This window comes from Pseudomonas sessilinigenes (genome assembly GCF_003850565.1).
GTDB lineage: Bacteria > Pseudomonadota > Gammaproteobacteria > Pseudomonadales > Pseudomonadaceae > Aquipseudomonas > Aquipseudomonas sessilinigenes.
Genome location: NZ_CP027706.1, coordinates 952150 through 975620, shown reverse-complemented (window position 1 = coordinate 975620; position 23471 = coordinate 952150). Strand labels below are relative to the sequence as shown.

Annotated in this window: 20 protein-coding genes; 14 read left to right on the top strand and 6 right to left on the bottom strand. The window is 61.7% G+C overall.

From position 1 onward, the window contains the following. The first annotated feature begins 171 nt into the window (after positions 1-171). The 8 genes from C4K39_RS04365 (at position 172) to C4K39_RS04330 (ending at position 10874) form a co-directional block, all read left to right on the top strand. Positions 172-1797, top strand: a complete 1626-nt coding sequence (locus C4K39_RS04365) for an ABC transporter substrate-binding protein (protein WP_068575754.1) — start codon at positions 172-174, stop codon at positions 1795-1797. 304 nt (positions 1798-2101) lie between these two features. Beyond that, positions 2102-3703 (top strand): ABC transporter substrate-binding protein, encoded by a 1602-nt coding sequence (locus C4K39_RS04360; protein ID WP_124345742.1) that lies wholly within the window; start codon positions 2102-2104, stop codon positions 3701-3703. 167 nt (positions 3704-3870) lie between these two features. Then, the gene (locus C4K39_RS04355) at positions 3871-5247 is read left to right on the top strand and encodes an OprD family porin (protein WP_068575752.1); all 1377 of its coding nucleotides are present in this window, start codon (positions 3871-3873) and stop codon (positions 5245-5247) included. Between the two features lie 78 nt (positions 5248-5325). Beyond that, positions 5326-6921, top strand: a complete 1596-nt coding sequence (locus C4K39_RS04350; RefSeq protein ID WP_124345741.1) for an ABC transporter substrate-binding protein — start codon at positions 5326-5328, stop codon at positions 6919-6921. Between the two features lie 72 nt (positions 6922-6993). After that, on the top strand, positions 6994-8004 hold the full coding sequence (locus C4K39_RS04345; RefSeq protein ID WP_068575749.1) for an ABC transporter permease subunit: 1011 nt from the start codon (positions 6994-6996) through the stop codon (positions 8002-8004). An 11-nt stretch (positions 8005-8015) separates the two neighbouring features. Further along, on the top strand, positions 8016-8927 hold the full coding sequence (locus C4K39_RS04340) for an ABC transporter permease subunit (RefSeq protein ID WP_068575747.1): 912 nt from the start codon (positions 8016-8018) through the stop codon (positions 8925-8927). Positions 8928-8937: 10 nt separating this feature from the next. After that, positions 8938-9906, top strand: a complete 969-nt coding sequence (locus C4K39_RS04335) for an ABC transporter ATP-binding protein (protein ID WP_068575745.1) — start codon at positions 8938-8940, stop codon at positions 9904-9906. Further along, a complete protein-coding gene (locus tag C4K39_RS04330; protein ID WP_068575744.1) occupies positions 9906-10874 on the top strand; it encodes a peptide ABC transporter ATP-binding protein in 969 nt (322 codons plus the stop codon). Before C4K39_RS04335 ends, C4K39_RS04330 begins: the two co-directional genes overlap by 1 nt. Before the next feature lie 105 nt (positions 10875-10979). Here the strand turns inward: C4K39_RS04330 and C4K39_RS04325 are convergent, their stop codons facing one another. Together C4K39_RS04325 and C4K39_RS04320 are read right to left on the bottom strand one after the other, a co-directional pair. After that, positions 10980-11219 (bottom strand): hypothetical protein, encoded by a 240-nt coding sequence (locus C4K39_RS04325; protein ID WP_178083950.1) that lies wholly within the window; start codon positions 11217-11219, stop codon positions 10980-10982. 235 nt (positions 11220-11454) lie between these two features. Further along, positions 11455-13038 carry a peptide chain release factor 3 gene (locus C4K39_RS04320; RefSeq protein ID WP_068575740.1) on the bottom strand — a complete coding sequence of 528 codons (1584 nt, stop codon included), beginning with the start codon at positions 13036-13038 and terminating at the stop codon, positions 11455-11457. Positions 13039-13480: 442 nt separating this feature from the next. Here C4K39_RS04320 and C4K39_RS04315 point away from each other — a divergent pair, with 442 nt between their 5' ends. From C4K39_RS04315 to C4K39_RS04295, 5 genes are all read left to right on the top strand, one after another. Then, a complete protein-coding gene (locus C4K39_RS04315; RefSeq protein ID WP_068575738.1) occupies positions 13481-14197 on the top strand; it encodes an ABC transporter permease in 717 nt (238 codons plus the stop codon). Between the two features lie 23 nt (positions 14198-14220). Then, positions 14221-15114, top strand: a complete 894-nt coding sequence (locus C4K39_RS04310; protein ID WP_124345739.1) for a glycine betaine ABC transporter substrate-binding protein — start codon at positions 14221-14223, stop codon at positions 15112-15114. 12 nt (positions 15115-15126) lie between these two features. Further along, the gene (locus tag C4K39_RS04305; protein ID WP_068575734.1) at positions 15127-15795 is read left to right on the top strand and encodes an ABC transporter permease; all 669 of its coding nucleotides are present in this window, start codon (positions 15127-15129) and stop codon (positions 15793-15795) included. Next, complete coding sequence (locus C4K39_RS04300) at positions 15792-16949, top strand: osmoprotectant ABC transporter ATP-binding protein OsmV (RefSeq protein WP_068575732.1); 1158 nt, start codon at positions 15792-15794, stop codon at positions 16947-16949. Before C4K39_RS04305 ends, C4K39_RS04300 begins: the two co-directional genes overlap by 4 nt. 677 nt (positions 16950-17626) lie before the next feature. After that, entirely contained in the window at positions 17627-18790 is a 1164-nt protein-coding gene (locus C4K39_RS04295) for a type III PLP-dependent enzyme (protein WP_068575730.1), read from the top strand. An 84-nt stretch (positions 18791-18874) separates the two neighbouring features. Here C4K39_RS04295 and C4K39_RS04290 read toward each other — a convergent pair whose 3' ends face one another. From C4K39_RS04290 to C4K39_RS04275, 4 genes are read right to left on the bottom strand one after another with little or no spacing between them, the layout of a single operon-like run. Next, a complete protein-coding gene (locus C4K39_RS04290; protein WP_068575728.1) occupies positions 18875-19153 on the bottom strand; it encodes a type II toxin-antitoxin system RelE/ParE family toxin in 279 nt (92 codons plus the stop codon). Beyond that, positions 19150-19413, bottom strand: a complete 264-nt coding sequence (locus C4K39_RS04285; RefSeq protein ID WP_083236103.1) for a CopG family ribbon-helix-helix protein — start codon at positions 19411-19413, stop codon at positions 19150-19152. Before C4K39_RS04285 ends, C4K39_RS04290 begins: the two co-directional genes overlap by 4 nt. Before the next feature lie 54 nt (positions 19414-19467). Then, complete coding sequence (locus C4K39_RS04280) at positions 19468-20253, bottom strand: tetratricopeptide repeat protein (protein WP_124345738.1); 786 nt, start codon at positions 20251-20253, stop codon at positions 19468-19470. Between the two features lie 3 nt (positions 20254-20256). Further along, positions 20257-20937: a Fe2+-dependent dioxygenase gene (locus C4K39_RS04275; RefSeq protein WP_068575723.1), complete on the bottom strand. Its 681-nt coding sequence runs from the start codon at positions 20935-20937 to the stop codon at positions 20257-20259. A 208-nt stretch (positions 20938-21145) separates the two neighbouring features. Between C4K39_RS04275 and C4K39_RS04270 the strand changes: the two genes are divergently transcribed. Continuing rightward, positions 21146-23446, top strand: a complete 2301-nt coding sequence (locus tag C4K39_RS04270) for a TonB-dependent receptor (RefSeq protein ID WP_124345737.1) — start codon at positions 21146-21148, stop codon at positions 23444-23446. Positions 23447-23471: the final 25 nt, after the last annotated feature.

The window sequence follows — 23471 nt, the reverse complement described above, 5'->3', positions numbered from 1 at the left end:
CAAATGCGTCAAGTTTTATACAAATGCGTCATTCCTGTACGTTCGTACCACTCTTTGAGGCTTGTGTCGGCCCCGCACCTTGCATTGGGTATGGGGCCTGCATAAGTATCGGCGGGTCGACTCACAAGGTCGCCCTCAACACAAACAATGACAACAAATCATGAGGCCACCATGTTCAAACAAGCAGTCATTCCGTTTTTAGTCAGCGCCGGTCTGCTGGCCAGCGCCCCCTTCGCCCAGGCCGCGACTAACCTGGTGTTTTGCTCCGAAGGCAGCCCTGCCGGTTTCGACCCGGGCCAATACACCACCGGAACCGACTTCGACGCCTCTGCGGAAACCATCTTCAACCGCCTGAGCCAGTTCGAACGTGGCGGCACCAAGGTCGTCCCAGGCCTGGCCACCAGCTGGGACATCTCGGAAGACGGCCTGACCTACACCTTCCACCTGCGCGAAGGCGTCAAGTTCCACACCACGCCGTACTTCACTCCCACTCGCAACTTCAACGCCGACGACGTGCTGTTCACCTTCAACCGCATGATCGACAAGAACATGCCGTTCCGTAAGGCGTACCCAACCGAATTCCCGTACTTCACCGACATGGGGATGGATACCAACATCACCAAGATCGAGAAGATCGACGACAAGACCGTCAAGTTCATCCTCAAGTCGGTTGATGCCGCGTTCATCCAGAACCTGGCCATGAGCTTCGCCTCCATCCAGTCCGCCGAGTACGCCGACAAGCTGCTCAAGGAAGGCAAGACCAGCGACATCAACCAGAAGCCGGTCGGCACCGGTCCGTTCGTCTTCAAGAGCTATCAGAAAGACTCCAACATTCGCTACACCGGCAACAAGGACTACTGGCGGCCTGAAGACGTGAAGATCGACAACCTGATCTTCGCCATCACCACCGACCCGTCGGTGCGCATCCAGAAGCTGAAGAAGAACGAGTGCCAGGTCACCCTTTCCCCACGTCCGGCCGACCTCAAGGCCCTCAAGGAAGACAAGGACCTGAAGATGCCTGAACAGGCAGGCTTCAACCTGGGCTACGTCGCCTACAACGTGATGCCGGTCCTCAAGGACCGCACCGATGCCAACCCGCTGGCCGACCTGCGGGTCCGCCAGGCGCTGGACATGGCAGTGAACAAGCCGCAGATCATCGACTCGGTCTACCAGGGCGCCGGCCAACTGGCAGTCAACGCCATGCCGCCGACCCAGTGGTCCTACGACACCACCATCAAGGATGCCAAGTACGATCCTGAGAAGGCCCGCCAGCTCCTCAAGGAAGCCGGCATCAAGGAAGGCACCCAGATCACCCTGTGGGCCATGCCGGTCCAGCGTCCATACAACCCGAACGCCAAGCTGATGGCCGAGATGCTGCAGTCCGACTGGGCGAAGATCGGCCTGAAGGTGAACATCGTCAGCTTCGAGTGGGGTGAGTACATCAAGCGCTCCAAAGGCGGTGAGAACCAGGCGATGATCATCGGTTGGAGCGGCGACAATGGTGACCCGGATAACTGGCTGGGCACCCTGTTCGGCTGCGATGCCATGAACGGCAACAACTTCTCCAAGTGGTGCGACAAGCCATACGACGCACTGATCAAGCAAGCCCGGGCCACCTCGGACGTGGCCAAGCGCACCGAGCTGTACAAGCAGGCGCAACATATCCTCAAAGATGCAGTCCCGATGACACCGATCGCACACTCGACGGTGTTCCAACCCATGCGCGCCAACGTGCAGGACTTCAAGATCAGCCCGTTCGGTCTGAACGCTTTCTACGGCGTGAGCATCGCCAAATAAAGCGCAGCCATGGCGACGTCCCTGACGTCGCCATGGCTGGACTGGCCCATTGAAAGAATCCAACCCGGACCAGGGAAAGGTGTCAATCGACACCCAGCCCAGTGAACTCCAAGGCGATTCGAACAAAGCTGCAGGCATGGAGCCGACCACGGCCCTCGTTTTCGCCCTCGAACCTCGACGCGAGGCAAGACCGTGCCTGCCAGCGGGCAATAGCTGACATGGTTTGGCATCAATGGCCTATACAGGCTCCAGGAAGGAGCCATGGCCCATTGATCATCACAACAAAAAATGGAGATGGATCATCATGCGTCACTCCTCGATTCTCCCGGCTTTGCTGGGCTGCGGCCTGTTGGCTGCCACCGCTTCAAGCGTCGCTGCCGAGCGCAGCCTGGTGTTCTGCTCCGAAGGCAGCCCGGCCGGCTTCGATACCGCGCAATACACCACCGCCACCGACAACGATGCCGCCGAGCCGCTGTACAACCGCCTGGTGGAATTCGAGAGAGGCGCGACCAACGTCTTGCCCGCCCTGGCCACCCGCTGGGACATCTCCGAGGATGGCCTCAAGTACAGCTTCCACCTGCGCGAGGGCGTGAAGTTCCACAGCACCTCGTACTTCAAGCCAACCCGTGACTTCAATGCCGACGACGTGCTGTTTACCTTCAACCGCATGCTCGACGCCGAACACCCGTTCCGTAAGGCCTACCCGACCGAGTTCCCCTACTTCAACGGCATGAGCCTGAACAAGAACATCGCCAAGGTCGAGAAAACCGACCCACTGACCGTGGTCATGACCCTCAACACCGTGGATGCAGCGTTCATCCAGAACCTGGCCATGAGCTTCGCCGCGATCCTCTCCGCCGAATACGCCGAGCAACTGCTCAAGGCCGGCACGCCCAGCCAGATCAACCAGAAGCCCATCGGCACCGGGCCCTTCGTGTTCCAGCGTTACCAGAAAGATTCGCAGATCCGCTACGCCGCCAACCCACATTATTGGGACCCGAGCCGGGTCAAGCTCGATCGGCTGATCTTCGCCATCAACACCGATGCCTCGGTACGCGTGCAGAAGCTGCGCGCCGGCGAATGCCAGATCACCCTGCATCCGCGCCCTGCGGATATCGAGGCCTTGAAGAACGATCCGAAACTGCAGGTGATCGAAAAGCCCGGGTTCAACCTCGGCTACATCGCCTACAACGTGCAGCACAAGCCCTTCGATCGCCTCGAAGTACGCCAGGCGCTGGACATGGCGGTGAACAAACCGGCCATCCTCAACGCCGTGTACCAGGGCGCCGGGCAACTGGCGGTCAACGCCATGCCCCCCACCCAGTGGTCCTACGACGACAGCATCAAGGACGCCGCCTACAACCCGGAAAAGGCCCGCGAACTGCTCAAGGCCGCCGGCGTCAAGGAAGGCACTGAAATCAACCTCTGGGCCATGCCCGTGCAGCGCCCCTACAACCCCAATGCCAAGCTGATGGCTGAAATGCTGCAAGCGGACTGGGCGAAGATCGGCCTGAAGGTGAAGATCGTCAGCTACGAATGGGGCGAGTACATCAAGCGCACCAAGAACGGTGAGCACGACATCAGCCTGATCGGCTGGACCGGCGACAACGGTGACCCCGACAACTGGCTGGGCACTCTGTATAGCTGCGACGCCATTGGCGGCAACAACTACTCCATGTGGTGCGACCCGCAGTACGACAAGCTGATCAAGCAAGCCAAGATCGTCACCGATCGTGAACAACGCAGCGTGCTGTACAAGCAGGCCCAGCAATTGCTCAAGCAGCAAGTGCCGATCACCCCGGTGGCCCATTCGACGATCAACCAACCGCTGAGCGCGAAAGTCGAAGACTTCAAGGTCAGCCCCTTTGGACGCAATTCCTTCTCCGGTGTCAGCCTGACCCCATAACCGACGAGCCTAGAACCGCGAGGACGATTTTCGTCCTCATGCAGGCGTATTGCCTGAATTCGGCGAACGAACCGAATGCAAACGTTTGCGATGCCTTGAATGAGTTCCAAAAACCAGCCGGCCGAAAAAAACCGGTATGTAAAAAATAAAACAAAGGAGCGTCACCCATGAAACTGAGCAACAGCGCGTTGTTAGCCCTGGCCATCAGCAGCATCACTGCTACGGCCTATGCAGAAAACGTCAGCCAGGACTTCGTCCCGACTGAACTGAACAGCAAGAATGCCCAGGCTGAGTCCAAGGGGTTCATCGAAGGCCAGAGCCTGTCCGGGAGCACCCGTAACTGGTACGCCAACGAGTTGAAGCGTCGCAACGACCGCTTCTCCTACAACCACAACGGCCAGCCGACCTCGACCCCACGCCGTATCAACTGGGTCCAGGGCACCATCCTCAACTACACCTCCGGCTTCACCGAAGGCACCGTTGGGGTCAGCACCGAAGTCGCCGCCTACAACGCCATTGCTCTGGACCGTGACCGCAAGGACATCGCCGGCAAGAACAACCGTACCCTGACCCACTCCGACGGTGACGCCGTAGGCCAGTGGAGCAAGCTGGGCCTGGCCAACGTCAAGTTCCGCGTATCCAACACCACCCTGACCGTCGGCCGGCAGAACGTCAGCACGCCGATCGTCGACGTCATCGGCAACCGTCCACTGCCTTCGAGCTTCGAAGGGGCCAGCATCCACAGTGAGGAATTCAACAACCTGTCGTTCGACGCCGGTAGCTATGACCGGGTATCGCCACGGACCGAGCAGAGCCTGTCGAAATTCCGCTCCGAATACACCAACAACAACGCCGAGACCGACCGCGTCAGTCTGATCGGCGCCAACTACCAGCCACTCAAGAGCCTGAAGACCAGCCTCTACGCCTCCAAGGTGGAAGACTTCTGGAACCAGTACTACTTCGGCGCCACCCACGAACTGGGTGACAGCTCGGTACTGGCCCTGACCACCGGCCTGAACTACTACAAGACCGTCGATACCGGCAAGAAAGAGATGGGCGAGATCGACAACGATACCTACTCCCTGTCCATGGGCCTGGCCCACCAGGCCCACAGCCTGACCTTCTCCTACCAGGCGGTGAACGGTAACGAGTACTTCGACTACCTGCACGAAACCAACGGCATCTACCTGGCCAACTCCCTGCTCTCGGACTTCAACGGACCGAACGAGAAGTCGTTCCAGATCGCCTACGGCCTGAACATGGCCGAGTACGGCGTGCCCGGCCTCAAGTTCAACATCTACCAGGCCCGCGGCTGGGGCATCGACGGTACCCACTACCGTGGTACCGCCTACGACGTGAACAAGATGGACGGCGAAACCCACTACGAATACGGCATCGGCGCCAGCTATGCCGTGCAGAGCGGCCCGCTCAAGGCCACCGCGATCCGCGCGACCTACACCACCCACCGCGCGAGCAAGTACCAGGCCGATGGCAACATCAACGAGTTCCGCCTGGTGACCACGGTTCCGTTCAACATTCTCTAACCCGCCAGTTGAAGGGCGGGTTCATGACGAATCCGCCGTTCAAGCTACTCTGGTTCATTCCTTTGCAGGGGGTCCATGATGAAAATGCTTCCCATGAAAGCGGCCTTGAGTGCCGCATTGTTGAGCGTCGCCATAAGCGCCGCGGCCAAACCCTTGGTGGTCTGTACCGAAGCCAGCCCGGAAGGTTTCGATATGGTCCAATACACGACCGCGGTCACTGCCGACGCAGTGGCGGAAACCATTTTCAACCGGCTGGTGGACTTCAAGCCGGGGACCACGGACATCGAGCCAGCCCTGGCCGAATCCTGGGACATCAGCCCAGACGGCTTGCAATACACCTTCCACCTGCGCAAGGGCGTCAAGTTCCACAGCACCGACTACTTCACCCCGACCCGCGACCTGAACGCCGACGACGTGCTCTGGAGTTTCCAGCGCCAGTTGGACCCGAAACACCCCTGGCATGACAAGTCCAGCGTGGGTTTCCCCTATTTCGAAAGCATGGGCTTCAAGGAACTGCTCAAGAGTGTAGAGAAAGTCGACGACCACACCGTGGTCTTCACACTGACCCGCCGCGAAGCTCCGTTCCTGGCCGACGTGGCCATGGCCTTCTCCTCGATCTTCCCGGCCGAATACGCCGACAAGCTGCTCAAGGAAGGCAAGACCTCTGAGCTCAACAGCAAGCCGATCGGCACCGGCCCATTCATCTTCACCCGCTATGCCAAGGACGCCCAGGTGCGCTTCAAGGCCAACCCGGACTACTTCCGCGGCAAGCCTCCAGCCGAAACACTGATCCTGGCGATCACCACCGACAACAACGTGCGCCTGCAGAAGCTCAAGGCCAACGAGTGCCAGGTCGCCCTGTATCCCAAGCCCGATGACATCCCCAGCATCAAGGCCGACCCGAACCTGCAGGTGCATGAGCTGGCGGCCATGACCACCGGCTACATCGCCATGAACACCACCCGCAAGTACATGAGCGACGTGCGGGTACGCAAGGCGATCAATATCGCCTTCGACAAGGAAGCCTACGTCAACAGCCTCTATGGCCCGGGCAACGCCCTGGTCGGCACCGGCCCGTACCCACCGACCCTGCTGGGCTTCAACACCAGCCTGAAGAACCCGCCACGGGACCTGGACAAGGCCCGCGCCCTGCTCAAGGAAGCCGGCGTGCCCGAAGGCACCGTGATCACCCTGTTCACCCGCAACGGCGGCGGCCCGACCAACCCCAACCCGCTGCTCGGGGCCCAGATGATGCAGGCCGACCTGGCCAAGATCGGCCTGAAACTGGATATTCGCGTGATGGAATGGGGCGAGATGCTCAAGCGCGCCAAGAACGGCGAGCACGACATGGTCTCGGCCGGCTGGGCCGGGGATAACGGTGACCCGGATAACTTCCTGACGCCGAACCTGAGTTGTGACGCGGCGAAAAACGGCGAAAACTATGCCCGCTGGTGCAACAAGACCTTCCAGGACCTGATCGACCAGGCTCGCTCCGACGCCGACTCGGCCAAGCGCGCCGAACTCTATGAAAAGGCCCTGCTGGTCTTTGAGCAGGATCAACCCTGGATCCCCATGGCCTATCCGAAAATGTTCACCGCCATGCGCAAGAACGTCGAGGGGTATCACCAGAGCCCCCTGACCACCAATAACTTCGCTACCACCCAGGTGAAGTAATAAGAAACGCCCGCCGTCCCTGACCCAGGGGCGGCGGAAACGCCTAACCGGCTGACTGAGGTACTTCAGAAGATGTTTAGTTTTATTGCCCGCCGTGTGGGGTTGCTGATCCCCACATTTTTCGGCATCACCTTGCTGACATTCGCCTTGATACGCATGATCCCCGGCGATCCCGTGGAAGTCATGATGGGCGAACGTCGGGTCGACCCCGAGATGCATGCCCAGGCAATGGAACGCCTTGGATTGAACAAACCGCTGTACGCCCAGTACCTGGACTACATCGGCAAGCTGGCCCACGGTGACCTGGGCGAATCCCTGCGTACCCGTACCAGCGTATGGAGCGAGTTCTCCTCGCTGTTCCCCGCGACCCTGGAGCTGGCCATGTCCGCCCTGCTGTTCGCCGGTGTCATCGGCCTGCTGGCCGGAGTCATCGCCGCCCTCAGGCGCGGCTCGCTGTTCGACCACGGGGTGATGGGGATTTCCCTCGCCGGCTACTCGATGCCGATCTTCTGGTGGGGCCTGATCCTGATCATGTTCTTCTCGGTGAGCCTGGGCTGGACCCCGGTTTCCGGACGTATCGACCTGCTCTACGACATCGAGCCCAAGACCGGCTTCATGCTGGTCGACACCCTGCTGGCCGGCGACACCAGTGCCTTCTTCGACGCACTGAAGCACCTGATCCTGCCTTCTATCGTGCTGGGTACCATTCCCCTGGCGGTGATCGCGCGGATGACCCGCTCCTCGATGCTCGAAGTGCTGCGCGAGGACTACATCCGTACCGCCAAGGCCAAGGGCCTGTCGCCCAACCGGGTGGTCTTCGTCCATGGCCTGCGCAACGCGCTGATCCCGGTACTGACCGTGGTCGGCCTGCAAGTCGGCACCCTGCTGGCCGGTGCGGTCCTGACCGAAACCATCTTTTCCTGGCCCGGCATCGGTAAATGGCTGATCGAAGCCATCGGCGCCCGGGACTATCCCGTGGTGCAGAACGGCATCCTGTTGATCGCCTGCCTGGTGATCATGGTCAACTTCGTGGTGGACATCCTCTACGGCTTTGCCAACCCACGCATCCGTCATCAGCGCTGAGGCCAAGACACATGAGTACTCCAACTTCCTCGGTAGCAGTCGATCAAAGCCTGCTCTATCCGTCCGTCTACAAAGAATTCTGGCAGCACTTCTCCCACAACAAGGGCGCCGTCGCCGGCCTGATGTTCATGCTGCTGATCGTGTTCTGCGCGATCTTCGCACCCTGGGTGGCCCCCCATGACCCCAGCGAGCAATACCGCGACTTCCTGCTGACCCCACCGGCCTGGCTCGAAGGCGGGCAGTTGCAGTTCCTGCTGGGCACCGACGAGCTGGGCCGCGACCTGCTCTCGCGCCTGATCCAGGGGTCGCGCCTGTCGCTGCTGATCGGCCTGTCGTCGGTGGTGATGTCGCTGATCCCGGGGATCCTGCTGGGCCTGTTCGCCGGCTTCTTCCCGCGCCTGCTGGGCCCAAGCATCATGCGCCTGATGGACATCATGCTGGCCCTGCCTTCGCTGCTGCTGGCCGTGGCCATCGTCGCCATCCTCGGCCCAGGCCTGATCAACACCGTGATCGCCATTGCTGTGGTCTCGCTGCCGTCCTACGTGCGCCTGACCCGCGCCGCGGTGATGGGCGAACTCAACCGCGACTACGTGACCGCCGCGCGCCTGGCCGGTGCCGGCCTGCCGCGCCTGATGTTCATCACCGTGCTGCCCAACTGCATGGCACCGCTGATCGTCCAGGCCACCTTGAGCTTCTCTTCGGCGATCCTCGACGCCGCCGCCTTGGGCTTCCTCGGCCTCGGCGTCCAGCCGCCTACCCCTGAGTGGGGCACCATGCTGGCCTCGGCCCGCGACTACATCGAACGCGCCTGGTGGGTAGTGAGCCTGCCCGGCCTGACCATTTTGCTCAGCGTGCTGGCAATCAACCTGATGGGCGACGGCCTGCGCGATGCGCTGGACCCGAAACTCAAGAATGCCGCCTGAGGAGATTCCCATGTCACTGTTAGAAATCAAGAATCTCAATGTCCGTTTCGGCGACGCCAAGGCTGTTCCCGTGGTGGACGGCCTGGACCTCAAGGTCGACAAGGGCGAAGTGCTGGCCATCGTCGGCGAGTCCGGCTCCGGAAAGTCGGTGACCATGATGGCCCTGATGGGCCTGATCGAGCACCCCGGCATCGTCACCGCCGACGCCATGAACTTCGACGGCAAGGACATGCTCAAGCTCAGCGCCCGCCAGCGCCGGCAGATCGTCGGCAAGGACCTGGCCATGGTCTTCCAGGACCCGATGACCGCGCTGAACCCCAGCTACACCGTGGGCTTCCAGATCGAGGAAGTGCTGCGCCTGCACCTGAAGATGTCCGGCAAGGCCGCCCGCAAGCGCGCCATCGAACTGTTGGAGAAGGTCGAGATCCCCGGCGCCGCCAGCCGCATGGACGCCTACCCGCACCAGCTGTCCGGGGGCATGAGCCAGCGCGTGGCGATTGCCATGGCCATCGCCGGCGAACCCAAGCTGCTGATCGCCGACGAACCCACCACCGCCCTGGACGTGACCATCCAGGCACAGATCATGGACCTGCTGCTGAGCCTGCAGAAAGAACAGAACATGGGCCTGGTGCTGATCACCCACGACCTGGCCGTGGTGGCCGAGACCGCCCAGCGCGTCTGCGTGATGTACGCCGGCCAGACGGTGGAAGTGGGCAAGGTGCCGGAGCTGTTCGACATCCCCGCGCACCCTTACAGCGAAGCCCTGCTGGCGGCGATTCCCGAGCACAGCCTGGGCGCCTCGCGGCTCTCGACCCTGCCGGGCATCGTTCCCGGTCGCTACGACCGGCCCCAAGGCTGCCTGCTGTCGCCACGCTGCCCCTACGTCCAGGAAAACTGCCGCCAGCAGCGGCCTAGTCTCGATCCGCAAGCCGCCAGCCTGGTGCGCTGCTTCTACCCGCTGAACCAGGAGGTGGCGTGATGGCCGTCGTTCTAACCGCCCGCGACCTGACCCGTCACTACGAAGTGTCCCGGGGCCTGTTCAAGGGCCACGCCACCGTTCGCGCACTCAATGGCGTGTCCTTCGAACTGGAGGCCGGCAAGACCCTGGCCGTGGTGGGCGAATCCGGTTGCGGCAAGTCCACCCTGGCCCGGGCCCTGACCCTGATCGAGGAGCCATCTTCGGGCTCGCTGCAGATCGCCGGCCATGAGGTCAAGGGCGCCACCAAGGAGCAGCGCAAGCAACTGCGCCGCGACGTGCAGATGGTGTTCCAGAGCCCCTACGCCTCGCTCAACCCACGGCAGAAGATCGGTGACCAGCTGGCCGAGCCATTGCTGATCAACACCAAGCTGTCGGCCACCGAGCGCCGCGAGAAAGTCCAGGCGATGATGAAGCAGGTGGGCCTGCGCCCCGAGCATTACCAGCGCTACCCGCACATGTTCTCCGGCGGCCAGCGCCAGCGTATCGCCCTGGCCCGGGCGATGATGCTGCAACCCAAGGTGCTGGTGGCGGATGAACCGACCTCGGCCCTGGACGTATCGATCCAGGCCCAGGTGCTGAACCTGTTCATGGACCTGCAGCAGGAATTCAATACTGCCTACGTGTTCATCTCGCACAACCTGGCGGTGGTGCGCCACGTCGCTGACCAGGTGCTGGTGATGTACCTGGGCCGGCCAGTGGAAATGGGCCCCAAGGAGGACATCTACACCCGTCCCCTGCACCCCTACACCCAGGCCCTGCTCTCGGCCACCCCGGCCATCCATCCGGACCCGGACAAGCCGAAGATCAAGATCGCCGGCGAGCTGCCCAACCCTCTGAACCCGCCGCCCGGCTGCGCCTTCCACAAGCGCTGCCCGTACGCCACCGAGCGTTGCAGCACCGAAGAGCCGGCCTTGCGCCAGCTCGACAGCCGCCAGGTGGCCTGCCACTACGCCGAGCAGTTCTTGTAACGAGCATGAAAAAGGCGCCCCCCGGAACCTGCGGGAGCGCCTGAACCTTGTTGCACCGGCCCCTCCCGACGGATTGCGCATCGATCCGTTGCGAGGGGCTTTTTTTCAGCCCTGGTCAGGCTCGCCGTCGTCGGTGGTCTGGTCGTCATCGCCCGAGCTGCCGCCCTGCCCTTCATCCCCCGGCTCCGACTCGGACTTGGCCAGCATCTGCACGGACGTGCCCTGGCTCGACGAGTATCCGGGCTCCTTGACCTGCAACAGGTTGTTGGCCCAGGCCGCCGACATGCCCACCGATAGCAGCACCAGCACTTTGATCAGCAACACCACGCGTTGAAAAATTCTCATAGCCGATTCCATCCCTTCAAAGGTGAATCATCGAAGGCTGCAAACCGTGCCTTGCAACGGCCACAGCACAACCTGAAACCTAGTCGCGATACCCGGGACTTTCCAGATAGCCAGCTATCGATCCCTTCACCAGGAGCCCCCGCCCGACTAACGGTGAGGGGTGCCATGAGCTTGCCAGCAGGCACAAAAAAGCCCCGCGGTCTGCACCGTGGGGCTTGGGGTGTGGCAGGCGAACTTAGTGGTGTTCGCGGGTCGCGCGGAATTTCACGTCCGGCCAGCGCTCTTCCATCAGCGCCAGGTTGACCCGGGTCGGCGCCAGGTAGGTCAGGTGACCGCCGCCGTCCAGCGCCAGGTTCTCCACCGCCTTGTTGGAAAACTCCTCCAGCTTCTTCTTGTCGTCGCAGCTGATCCAGCGAGCGGACCACACGGTGATCGGCTCGTAGGCGCATTCGACCTTGTATTCTTCCTTCAGGCGGCTGGCCACCACATCGAACTGCAGCACACCGACGGCGCCCAGGATGATGTCGTTGCTGCGCTCGGGGAAGAACACCTGGGTCGCGCCCTCTTCGGCAAGCTGCTGCAGGCCCTGGCGCAGCTGCTTGGACTTGAGCGGGTCCTTCAGGCGCACACGGCGGAACAGTTCCGGGGCGAAGTGCGGGATACCGGTGAAACCCAGGGCCTCGCCTTCGGTGAAGGTGTCGCCGATCTGGATGGTGCCGTGGTTGTGCAGGCCGATGATGTCACCGGCGAAAGCTTCTTCCAGTTGCTCACGCTCGGAGGAGAAGAAGGTCAGGGCGTCGCCGATGCGCACGTCCTTGCCGGTGCGCACATGGCGCATCTTCATGCCCTTTTCGTACTTGCCCGAGCAGATACGCATGAAGGCGATGCGGTCGCGGTGCTTGGGGTCCATGTTCGCCTGGATCTTGAACACAAAGCCCGAGAACTTCTCTTCCTGGGGCGCCACGCTGCGCTCGTTGGCCGCCCGTGGCAGCGGCAGCGGGGCCCAGTCCACTACGGCGTCGAGCACATGGTCGACCCCGAAGTTGCCCAGGGCGGTACCGAAGAACACCGGGGTCAGGTGGCCGTCGAGAAACTCCTGTTGGTCGAACTCGTGGCAGGCGCCCTGCACCAGCTCCAGCTGCTCGAGGAAACGCTCGTACTCGTCGCCCAGGTGGGCACGGGCTTCGGCGGAGTCGAGCTTCTCGATGATCTTGGTCTCGGTGCGCTCGTGGCCGTGGCCCGGGGTGTAGACGATGATGTAATCGCCCGCCAAGTGGTACACGCCCTTGAAGTCGCGGTAGCAACCGATCGGCCAGGTGATCGGCGCGGCCTTGATCTTCAGTACCGCCTCGATTTCGTCCAGCAGTTCGATCGGGTCGCGGATGTCGCGGTCCAGCTTGTTGATGAAGCTGACGATCGGCGTATCCCGCAGGCGGCAGACATCCATCAGGGCAATGGTCCGCGGCTCTACGCCCTTACCGCCGTCGAGCACCATCAGCGCCGAATCCACCGCGGTCAGGGTGCGGTAGGTGTCTTCCGAGAAGTCTTCGTGGCCGGGGGTGTCCAGCAGGTTGATCATGTGTTCGCGATAGGGGAACTGCATGACCGACGTCGTGATGGAAATGCCGCGCTGCTTCTCCATCTCCATCCAGTCGGAGGTGGCGTGGCGGTCGGACTTACGCGACTTGACGGTACCCGCCACCGCAATGGCCTTGCCCATCAGCAACAGCTTTTCGGTGATGGTGGTCTTACCCGCATCCGGGTGGGAAATAATGGCGAAAGTGCGGCGTTTCGCGACTTCGGCGGCCTGTTGGGTCATGGGAAATCGCCTGGCGGTGATCAAAAAAGGGCGGCGAGTATAGCGCAAAGCTGCCTCCCCGGACCACCGTTCAGCCCCGCTACGCCCTGTAGCCGCTGTCTAGCGCCAGCGCAGACTGCGACCCGGCGCGCAGCGCCCGCAACCCGGCCATCCCTCCCCTGGATCACCGCCTCGCGCCGCAAGGTAGCAGCCACAAGGGTGGCCAAACGCCGTTAACTATGGAACCTTTTAAAAGGTGGAGACGTCCACTTCCCTGCCAGGCGCGCATCAGATGCCTGGAATTTCAGCAAGTTAGCTTGACGAAGCTGCGCTCATGGTTCGTTCACCGCCGCCCTGCCGGCACTCGACGAACTGCTTTTCGCGGGGATTTTCCCGGCAGTCGGCCACGGCCCTGCCACAGGGGAAAGCGCCCGCCGACCGATAAGAAAAAAGGAGTCCGCCCGTGGCTATTCGCTATGGCAAAGGGCTGATAGGAGGGGCTGCGGTTATCGCCCTCCTGGCCCTGCTGGTCCACTGGATCGGCATCGATACGATCGAACACTACCGCGACGATCTGTTGTTCTACCTGCAAGCTCATCTGTTCCTGGTCCTGGCGTCCATGTTCGCCGCCCTGCTAGTGGGCCTGCCCGCCGGCATCCTTCTCAGCCGCCCTGCCATGGCCAGGCGCGCCGAGCGCTTCATGCAAGTGTTCAACATCGGTAACACCGTGCCTCCCCTGGCCGTCCTGGCCATCGCCCTCGGGGTCCTCGGCATCGGCAGCGGACCGGCGATCTTCGCCCTGTTCCTCGCCTCCCTCCTGCCCATCGTGCGCAATACCTATGAAGGCCTGAAGAACGTCCAGGGCTCGCTCAAGGAAGCCGCCATCGGCATCGGCATGACCCCGCGCCAGGTGCTGTGGAAAGTCGAATTGCCCAATGCCGTGCCAATCATCGTCGGCGGCGTGCGGGTAGCCCTGGCGATCAACGTCGGCACCGCGCCCCTGGCTTTCCTGATCGGCGCCAACAGCCTGGGCAGCCTGATCTTCCCCGGCATCGCCCTGAACAACCAGCCGCAACTGCTGCTCGGCGCCGCCTGCACCGCGCTGCTGGCGCTGCTTCTGGACGGCCTGGTGACCCTGGCCAGCCGCCTCTGGCTGGAACGCGGCCTGCGTCCGTCCTGACCAGCACGAGCCTTGGAGTGAACATGAAGAAAACAAGCCTGTTACTCGGCTGCGTCCTGCTGTTTGCCAGCCTGGCGCACGCCGCGGAAAAACCCCTGATCCGCATCGGCGCCCGGGTCTTCACCGAACAGACCCTGCTGGCGGAAATCACCTCCCAGTACCTGCGCAGCAAGGGCTACGACACCCGGGTCACCGGCGGCCTGGGCAGCAACCTGGCCCGCAGTGCCCAGGAAAGCGGCCAGCTGGACCTGATCTGGGAATACACCGGGGTGTCGCTGGTGGCCTACAACCACATCGACGAAAAGCTCGACAAGCAGCAGTCCTACGCCCGGGTGAAAGAACTCGACGCGAAAAAAGGCCTGGTCTGGTTGTCGCCGTCCAAGTTCAGCAACACCTATGCCCTGGCGCTGCCGGAAAACGTGGCCAAGGAACATCCACAAATCAACAGCATCAGCGACCTGACCCGGGCCCTGGACGAAAACACCCGGGAAAACCGCCTGGTGGCCCTGGACACCGAGTTCGCCAACCGTTCCGACGGCATGGCCGGGATGGTCAAGCTGTATGACATGGCCCTGACCCGCAAGAACACCCGGCAGATGGACGCCGGCCTGGTCTACACCGCCTTGCGCAATGGCCAGGTGTTTGCCGGCCTGGTCTACACCACCGACGGGCGTCTTAGCGCCTTCAAGCTCAAATTGCTGGAGGACGACAAGCACTACTTCCCGGACTACACCGCCGCTCCCGTGGTGCGCCAGGTCTACCTCGACGCCCACCCGCAACTGGCCGCCGAACTCGAGCCGCTGGCGGCGCTGTTCGACGACGAAACCATGCGCCAGCTGAACGCGCGGGTCGACGTCGACCATGAAAGCCCCTCCGCCGTGGCCGCAGATTTCCTGCGCCAGCACCCACTCGATTAAAGAGGAGAAGACATGGAATTCTTGAACGCCTTTTCCCATCTCGATTGGGCCCAGGTACTGCACCTGACCTGGCAACACATCACCCTGGTGGGCATCGCCGTCACCCTGGCCATCGTCTTTGGCGTGCCCCTGGGCGTTTTGATGACCCGCTTTCCCAGCCTCGCCGGGCCCTTGCAGGCCAGCGCCACGGTGTTGCTGACCATCCCGTCCATCGCCCTGTTCGGCCTGCTGCTGCCGTTCTACTCCACGTTCGGCCAGGGCCTGGGGCCGCTGCCGGCGATCACCGCCGTGTTCCTTTACTCCCTGTTGCCGATCATGCGCAACACCTACCTGGCACTGACCGGCGTTGAACCGGGCATTCGCGAGGCCGCCCGGGGTATCGGCATGACCTTCGGCCAGCGCCTGCGCATGGTCGAGCTGCCCATTGCGGTGCCGGTGATCCTCGCCGGAGTACGCACCGCGGTGGTGATGAACATCGGCGTCATGACCATCGCCGCCACCATCGGCGCCGGCGGCCTGGGGGTGCTGATCCTGGCCTCCATCAGCCGCAGCGACATGTCGATGCTGATCGTCGGCGCCGTGCTGGTCAGCCTCCTGGCCATCTTTGCCGACCTGCTTCTGCAATGGCTGCAACGTTCGCTGACGCCAAAAGGATTGAGCCCACTAGGAGCCCTGAAATGATCGAACTACAGAACCTGAGCAAGACCTTTCGCAGCAACGGCAAGGATGTCAAAGCCGTCGACTCGGTCAGCCTGACCGTCAACGAAGGCGAGATCTGCGTATTCCTCGGCCCCTCCGGCTGCGGCAAGAGCACCACGCTGAAGATGATCAACCGCCTGATCATGCCCACCTCGGGCAAGGTGCTGATCAACGGCGAGGACACCACCGGCCTGGACGAAGTGACCCTGCGCCGCAACATCGGCTACGTGATCCAGCAGATCGGCCTGTTTCCCAACATGACCATCGAGGAAAACATCACCGTGGTGCCACGCCTGCTGGGCTGGGACAAGCAGAAGTGCCACGACCGCGCCCGCGAGCTGATGAGCATGATCAAGCTCGAACCCAAGCAGTACCTGCATCGCTACCCACGCGAGCTGTCCGGCGGCCAGCAACAGCGGATCGGGGTGATCCGCGCCCTGGCCGCCGAGGCTCCGCTGCTGCTGATGGACGAGCCTTTCGGTGCAGTGGACCCGATCAACCGCGAGATGATCCAGAACGAGTTCTTCGAGATGCAGCGGGCACTGAACAAGACCGTGATCATGGTCAGCCACGACATCGACGAAGCCATCAAGCTGGGGGACAAGATCGCCATCTTCCGCGCCGGCAAGCTTCTGCAGATCGACCACCCGGATACCCTGCTGGCCCACCCGGCGGACGACTTCGTCAGCAACTTCGTCGGCCAGGACAGCACCCTCAAGCGCCTGCTGCTGGTCAAGGCCGAGGATGCCGCGGACAACGCCCCGTCGGTGAGCCCGGACACCCAGGTGACCGAGGCCCTGGAGCTGATGGACGAGCACGACCGACGCTACGTGGTGGTGACCTGCACCGAGAACAAAGCCTTGGGTTATGTACGACGCCGTGACCTGCACCGTCAGAACGGCACCTGCGGCCAATTCCTGCGGGAATTCAATGCCACCGCCGTCTACGACGAGCATCTACGGATTCTTCTGTCACGCATGTACGAGTTCAACCGCTCGTGGCTGCCGGTGATGGACGCCGAGCGGGTGTTCCTCGGCGAAGTGACCCAGGAATCCATTGCCGCCTACCTCAGCTCGGGCCGCTCCCGGGGGATGAAGACCCATATCGTCTCGCCGGCTGAAATAGCGGCCTCCTGATCAATAAATAACCAAAAGCGCCCCTATGGCGCAGTGGCCTGCTCGCGCTGGGCCATGCAGCGGCCCTTCTTTTCATAAAGGAAGGGAACCGCTGCGCGGTCCAGCGCAAACCAGCACCCTCGCCAACCGATTTTTGGCGCTCCCACGTGCCGAAAAAAAATATCAACAGTCGCGCCTCTGGCAGCCCTCCAGCGAGCGGTTGCGAAACAGTCAAAATCCCCCTTGCACCGCCCTCTCGCCGCTAACGTCGCCGATGTTGACGCCTTCATACTTACCAGCCACTTGGCACGCAAAAGAGTCGAACGTGCAGGTATTTTTAACACCTGGGAATTCTTCGGGAACATCTGTCCGTCATCTGTGTCGGCTACAAAGAGAGGCGTCTGCGACGCACGTCAGACAAGTGCAAAAACGCGACATTTTTTGTTGATCTAAGCCCCCTCACCGCCTAAAGTTCGCGCCGAACGTCCATGCTGGAAACGATCCATCCGGCTCAAGTACTGACGACGAGACAGCAAGGCCAAGGGCAGATTTCCCATGGCCTTTTTGCTTTCGGCGACATGCCTTGGGAAGTAGGCGAACCAAAGTGGGGATACGGAGGACGTTCACAAGGCGGTGTCGACCCTGGCATTGCCTGCCACCCATTGATTACCAACGTTTGCCATCAGGAGCTTCCACGCATGTCGATTAACGTCGAAGACTATTTCGCGCGCGAAACCTTTCAGAAAATGAAGGCGTTCGCCGACCAGAAAGAAACCCCGTTCGTGATGATCGATACCCAGATGATCGCCCAGGCCTATGACGACCTGCGCGCCGGGTTCGAGTTCGCCAAGGTCTACTACGCGGTCAAGGCCAACCCGGCCGTGGAAATCATCGACCTGCTGCACGAAAAAGGTTCGAGCTTCGACATCGCCTCGATCTACGAGCTGGACAAGGTGTTGGGGCGCGGCGTCAACCCGGCCAACATCAGCTACGGCAACACCATCAAGAAGTCCAAGGACATCCGCTACTTCTATGAGAAGGGCGTGCGCCTGTATGCCACCGACTCCGAAGCCGACCTGCGCAACATCGCCAAGGCCGCCCCGGGTTCCAAAGTCTACGTGCGCATCCTCACCGAAGGCTCCACCACCGCCGACTGGCCGCTGTCGCGCAAGTTCGGCTGCCAGACCGACATGGCCATGGACCTCCTGATCCTGGCCCGCGACCTGGGCCTGGTGCCTTACGGCGTGTCGTTCCACGTCGGCTCCCAGCAGCGCGACATCAGCGTCTGGGACGCGGCCATCGCCAAGGTCAAGGTGATCTTCGAGCGTCTTAAAGAAGAAGACGGCATCGAACTGAAGCTGATCAACATGGGCGGTGGCTTCCCGGCCAACTACATCACCCGCACCAACAGCCTGGAAACCTACGCCGAGGAAATCATCCGCTTCCTCAAGGAAGACTTCGGTGACGACCTGCCGGAAATCATCCTCGAGCCGGGCCGTTCGCTGATCGCCAACGCCGGCATCCTGGTCAGCGAAGTGGTCCTGGTGGCCCGCAAGTCGCGTACCGCGGTGGAGCGCTGGATCTACACCGACGTGGGCAAGTTCTCCGGCCTGATCGAAACCATGGACGAGTCCATCAAGTTCCCGATCTGGACCGAGAAGAAAGGCGAAACCGAAGAAGTGGTGATCGCAGGCCCTACCTGTGACAGCGCCGACATCATGTACGAGAACTACAAGTACGGCCTGCCACTGAACCTGGCCATCGGCGACCGCCTGTACTGGCTGTCCACCGGTGCCTACACCACCAGCTACAGCGCCGTGGAGTTCAACGGTTTCCCACCGCTGAAGGCCTACTACGTTTAAAGGCAGCTGCTAGCTGCTAGCGACAAGCGGCAAGAAAAAGCCCATGACCTGTCATGGGCTTTTTTATGCGTGCGATTCAGTGGCTCAACGATCTTCCCGGACATGCCAAATACGCAGGATGGACAAGACCATGCCTTGAATCTCATAACGCACCTCGTAATGCCCCACCAACAACCGTCGAACATCCTTCGGCTTGAACTCCTCCAACTGCTCTCCCAATCGAGGGTTAGATAGCAGCGCATCTGGAGCCCGCACGAGAGATTGCACGGTCCGAGCAGCAGCCGAGCGATTAACCTGAGCGAGAAATTCAAAAAGCCGAGCCAGATCGGATAGCGCCTTGCTCGTCCATTTCAGCTGTCTCATTTTGGTAAAGGCAGAGGGTTGTCGCCAGACAGACTCTCTGCCCAAGCCAGCACGGACTGATGATCGACAACCCTTCCAGCATCGACATCTGCCAAGGCCTCAAGCGTCAGTCGGCGGCGCTCTTCTTCCTGGTCAACCCAGGCTACCAATGCTTGCTTCACGATCCAGGCACGGGAGCGCTCCAGGCGAGAAGCCAGTTGATCGACCTTATCCGCCAGATCCAAGGGAATGTGGGCGGTCAGTACTTTTGTCGCGGGCATGAGGCAGACCTGCATCAGAATGATTAAAAGCGATTAGCTTTGAATCATAGTGATTTAATCCAACACAGCAAGCCGCTCTGCATCCCGTTCATCACCCAATTGCGCGGCGCGCTGATGATAAGCTTGGGCCAGTTGGCGAATCTCGGGATGCGTGGCATTGAGCAACTCGGCGCAAGCCACTCGCAGGAAATTCAGATTGCCGCCCGCCAGGGCCTGTTTCAGCCAATCCACCGCCTCGTCGATCCGCCCGGCATCGGCCAGTACCGCGGCATAGCTGAACTGTCCGCGGAAATCTCCACCCTCGGCCGAGCGACGATACCAATCCCGGGCCGCTTCGGGATCGGCCGGGCACACCAGCCCCTCTTCCAGGTAACGCCCCAGCAGGTTCATCGACTTGGCATGGCCCAGCTGCGCGGCGCGCTGGTAGCAGGCCAGGGCCTGGGCATGGTTCTGCTCCACGCCACGACCGGTGGCCAGCAGGTTGGCGTAGTTGTACAGGGCCCAGTCCAGCCCGGCTGTGGCGGCCTGGTGGTAATGCCCGGCGGCGATGCTGGCGTCCGCCGGGCAGCCCCAGCCGTGTTCGTGGCAGCGGCCGAGCATGTTGCGCGCCATCAGGTGGCCGCGCTGGGCGGCGATGCCGAACCAGCGCAGGGCCAGGGCCTGGTCCTGCTCGATACCCCGGCCGTCGAGGAGGATTTGCCCCAGCAGGGCCTGGGCATCCACCAGGCCTTCGCCAGCAGCCAGCAGGATTGCCTGGGCCGCGCGGGCCGGGCTCTCTTCGAGCATGGCGCTCAGTTGCCCGCCATCGAGGCTTTCCTCGCGGCGTAGTTGAAAAGTCACGCTCTACACCTCGACCCAGCGACGCAGCAGGTTGTGGTAGGTGCCGGTCAGGCGGATCAGCGAGGGGTGTTCGGGCATGTCCCGGGTCAGCTCCTGGATCGCCCCGTCCATCTCGAACAACAGTGCCCGCTGGCTGTCTTCGCGCACCAGGCTCTGGGTCCAGAAGAACGAAGCGTAGCGGGCACCCCGGGTCACCGGGTTGACCTTGTGCAGGCTGGTGCCGGGGTACAGCACCAGGTCGCCAGCCGGCAGCTTGACCCGTTGCACACCGTAGGTGTCCTGGATCTCCAGCTCGCCGCCGTCGTAGTCCTCCGGGTCGCTGAAGAACAGGGTCGAGGACAGGTCGGTGCGCACCCGCTCGGCGCTGCCCTTGGGCTGGCGCACGGCATTGTCGATATGGAAGTCGAAACTGCCCCCTGCGGTGTAGCAGTTGAACAGCGGCGGGAACACCTTGTGCGGCAAGGCGGCGGACATGAACAGTGGGTTCTGCCAGAGGCGTTCGAGCATCGCCTCGCCGATCTCCCGGGCCAGCGGGTGGCTCTCGGGCAGTTGCAGGTTGTGCTTGGCCTTGGCCGACTGGTAACCGGCGGTGATCTTGCCATCGGCCCAATCCGCCTGCTCCAGGGCTTCGCGAATGCGCCCTACTTCATCACGGGTGAACACGCCGGGAATGTGCAGCAACATGGCCAGGTACCTGGGAAGCGAAAGACCGGCAATGGTATTGATTCTTATTGCCCATGTAAAACGCCGGGGACGAACGAGAACGCAAAAACCGTAAAGAGAAATTGTAAAGAATGTAAATTCACTGCGAATAGTAATGTTTCGCAATTGATAACGAATGTTTCTTTCACCTATATTCCGCGGCCTCAAATCCTCGGGGAGGGGAAAAAACATGACACGCCAACAACCACTATCCGCTGTCAGTTCGCCACGCCTGCTGGCATCCGCCATCGGCGTCGCCATCACCGCCGGCTCTGCTGCGCACATGGTCCAGGCTGCCGAGGACACCGGCAAGAAAGCCTCGGGAGCGATTGCCCTGGAAGCCACCAGCATCACCGGTGAGGCCCAGGACGCGACGTCCTATCAGGTGGAAAAGGCTTCCTCGCAGAAGTACACCGCGCCGCTGGTGGATACTCCTCGTTCGGTGACTGTCATTCCCCAGCAAGTTCTCAAGGACACGGCGGCGACCTCGTTGCAAGATGCGCTGCGCACCGTGCCCGGCATCACCTTTGGTGCTGGTGAAGGTGGCAACCCCCAGGGCGATCGCCCGTTCATTCGTGGCTTCGATGCACAAGGCGATACCTACCTCGATGGCGTGCGTGACACTGGCGGCCAAAGCCGCGAGATCTTCGATATCGAATCGGTGGAAGTCAGCAAGGGCCCGAACTCCTCGTTCGGTGGCCGCGGCTCGGCAGGCGGCAGCCTGAACCTGGTGAGCAAGCTGCCCAAGCAGCAGGACTTCCTCAACGGTGGTTTCACCTACGGCTCCGACCAGACTCGCCGCTACACCCTCGACGTCAACCGCCAGTTCCTCGAAGGCGCAGCGTTCCGCCTGAACCTGATGAGCCACGAGCAGAACGTCGCAGGTCGCGACTCCATCAACTATGACCGCTGGGGTGTCGCACCTTCCCTGACCTTCGGCATGGGCACGCCGACCCGGGTCAACTTCAGCTACTACCACATGGAAAGCGACGACCTGCCGGATTCGGGCATTCCCTATGGCTACAGCTCCAACGGTGCAAAGGCACCGCATGTGCATGACAAGCCTACCGATGGCGGCGACAGCAGCAACTTCTACGGTCTCAAGCATCGTGACTTCCGCAAGACCCGCGCCGACATCAGCACCATCTCCATTGAGCATGATCTGAACGAAAACATGACGCTGAAAAATACCCTGCGTCATGGCAACACCGGCCAGGACTATATCCTCACCCAACCCGACGACAGCCAGCACAACGTCAACCAGTTCGGCACCGTCTGGCGTCGCGCCAACAGCCGTGTATCGACCACGGAAACCACCACCAACCAGACCGATCTGTTTGGTGAATTCCATGCACTGGGCTTCAAGCACAACTACTCCACCGGGCTTGAGTTCACCGGCGAAGAAACCCGGTTCAGTGGCTACACCGTATCCCCCAACTCCAACCCTACTTGCACCCCTGGCAAGGCGAGTGGCGGTAGCTGTACGTCGCTAGGCAATCCAAACCCCAATGACGACTGGACGGGCTCCATCGCGCGCAACTACAACGGCACCAACACCAAGGCCACCAGCCGTGCCGCCTATGTCTTCGACACTATCGAACTCGACCCGCAATGGCTGCTGAACGTTGGCTTGCGTTACGACACCTTCGACACCGAAGCCAATACCAATGCCGTACCCACGGCCACGGTCAAGGCCAGGAGCAAGATCAAGGATGACAGCCAGTTCTGGAACTGGCAGGCCGGCCTGGTGTGGAAACCCACCGAAAACGGCAGCATTTATGCCTCTTATGCCACCTCGGCCTCCCCGGCCGGTGGTTTGGTAGGTGAAGGCTCGGATGGCAACCCCTTGTCTGCCGGAGCTGCTGTCAGCGACCTGCAGCCGGAAGAGACCGTCAACTACGAGCTGGGCACCAAATGGAACGTATTCCATGATCGCCTCTCGCTGACCGCCGCGGTATTCCGTACCGAGAAAAAGAACACCCGTATCCTGGTGGACTCCATGACCTACCAGAACGCTGGTGAGTCCCGCGTCGACGGTATCGAACTGGGCGCCAGCGGCAAGATCACCGACAAGTGGCAAGTCTTCGCCGGCTACAGCTACCTCAAGAGCGAGCTGGTGGACGCAGGCCTGACAGGCCGTAACGGTGCTGTCACCGCTGGCGCTGCATCGGCCAGTGGCAACCAGATGCCAAACACGCCGAAGAACAGCTTCAGCCTGTGGAGCACCTACGACATCACCCCGAAACTCACCGTCGGTGGTGGCGCTTTCTATGTCGACCAGGTCTATGGCGACGCGGCCAATACTGTCTACGTACCGTCCTACACCCGCTACGACGCCATGGCCAGCTACAAGCTGACCAAGAACGTCGACCTGCAACTGAACGTGCAGAACCTGACGGACAAGACCTACTACGACAAGGCATACGCGGCGCACTTCGCCAACCAGGCAGCAGGCCGTACCGCCCTGATGAGTGCCAACTTCCACTTCTGATCCATCGCGACACCCTGTGGCCCCG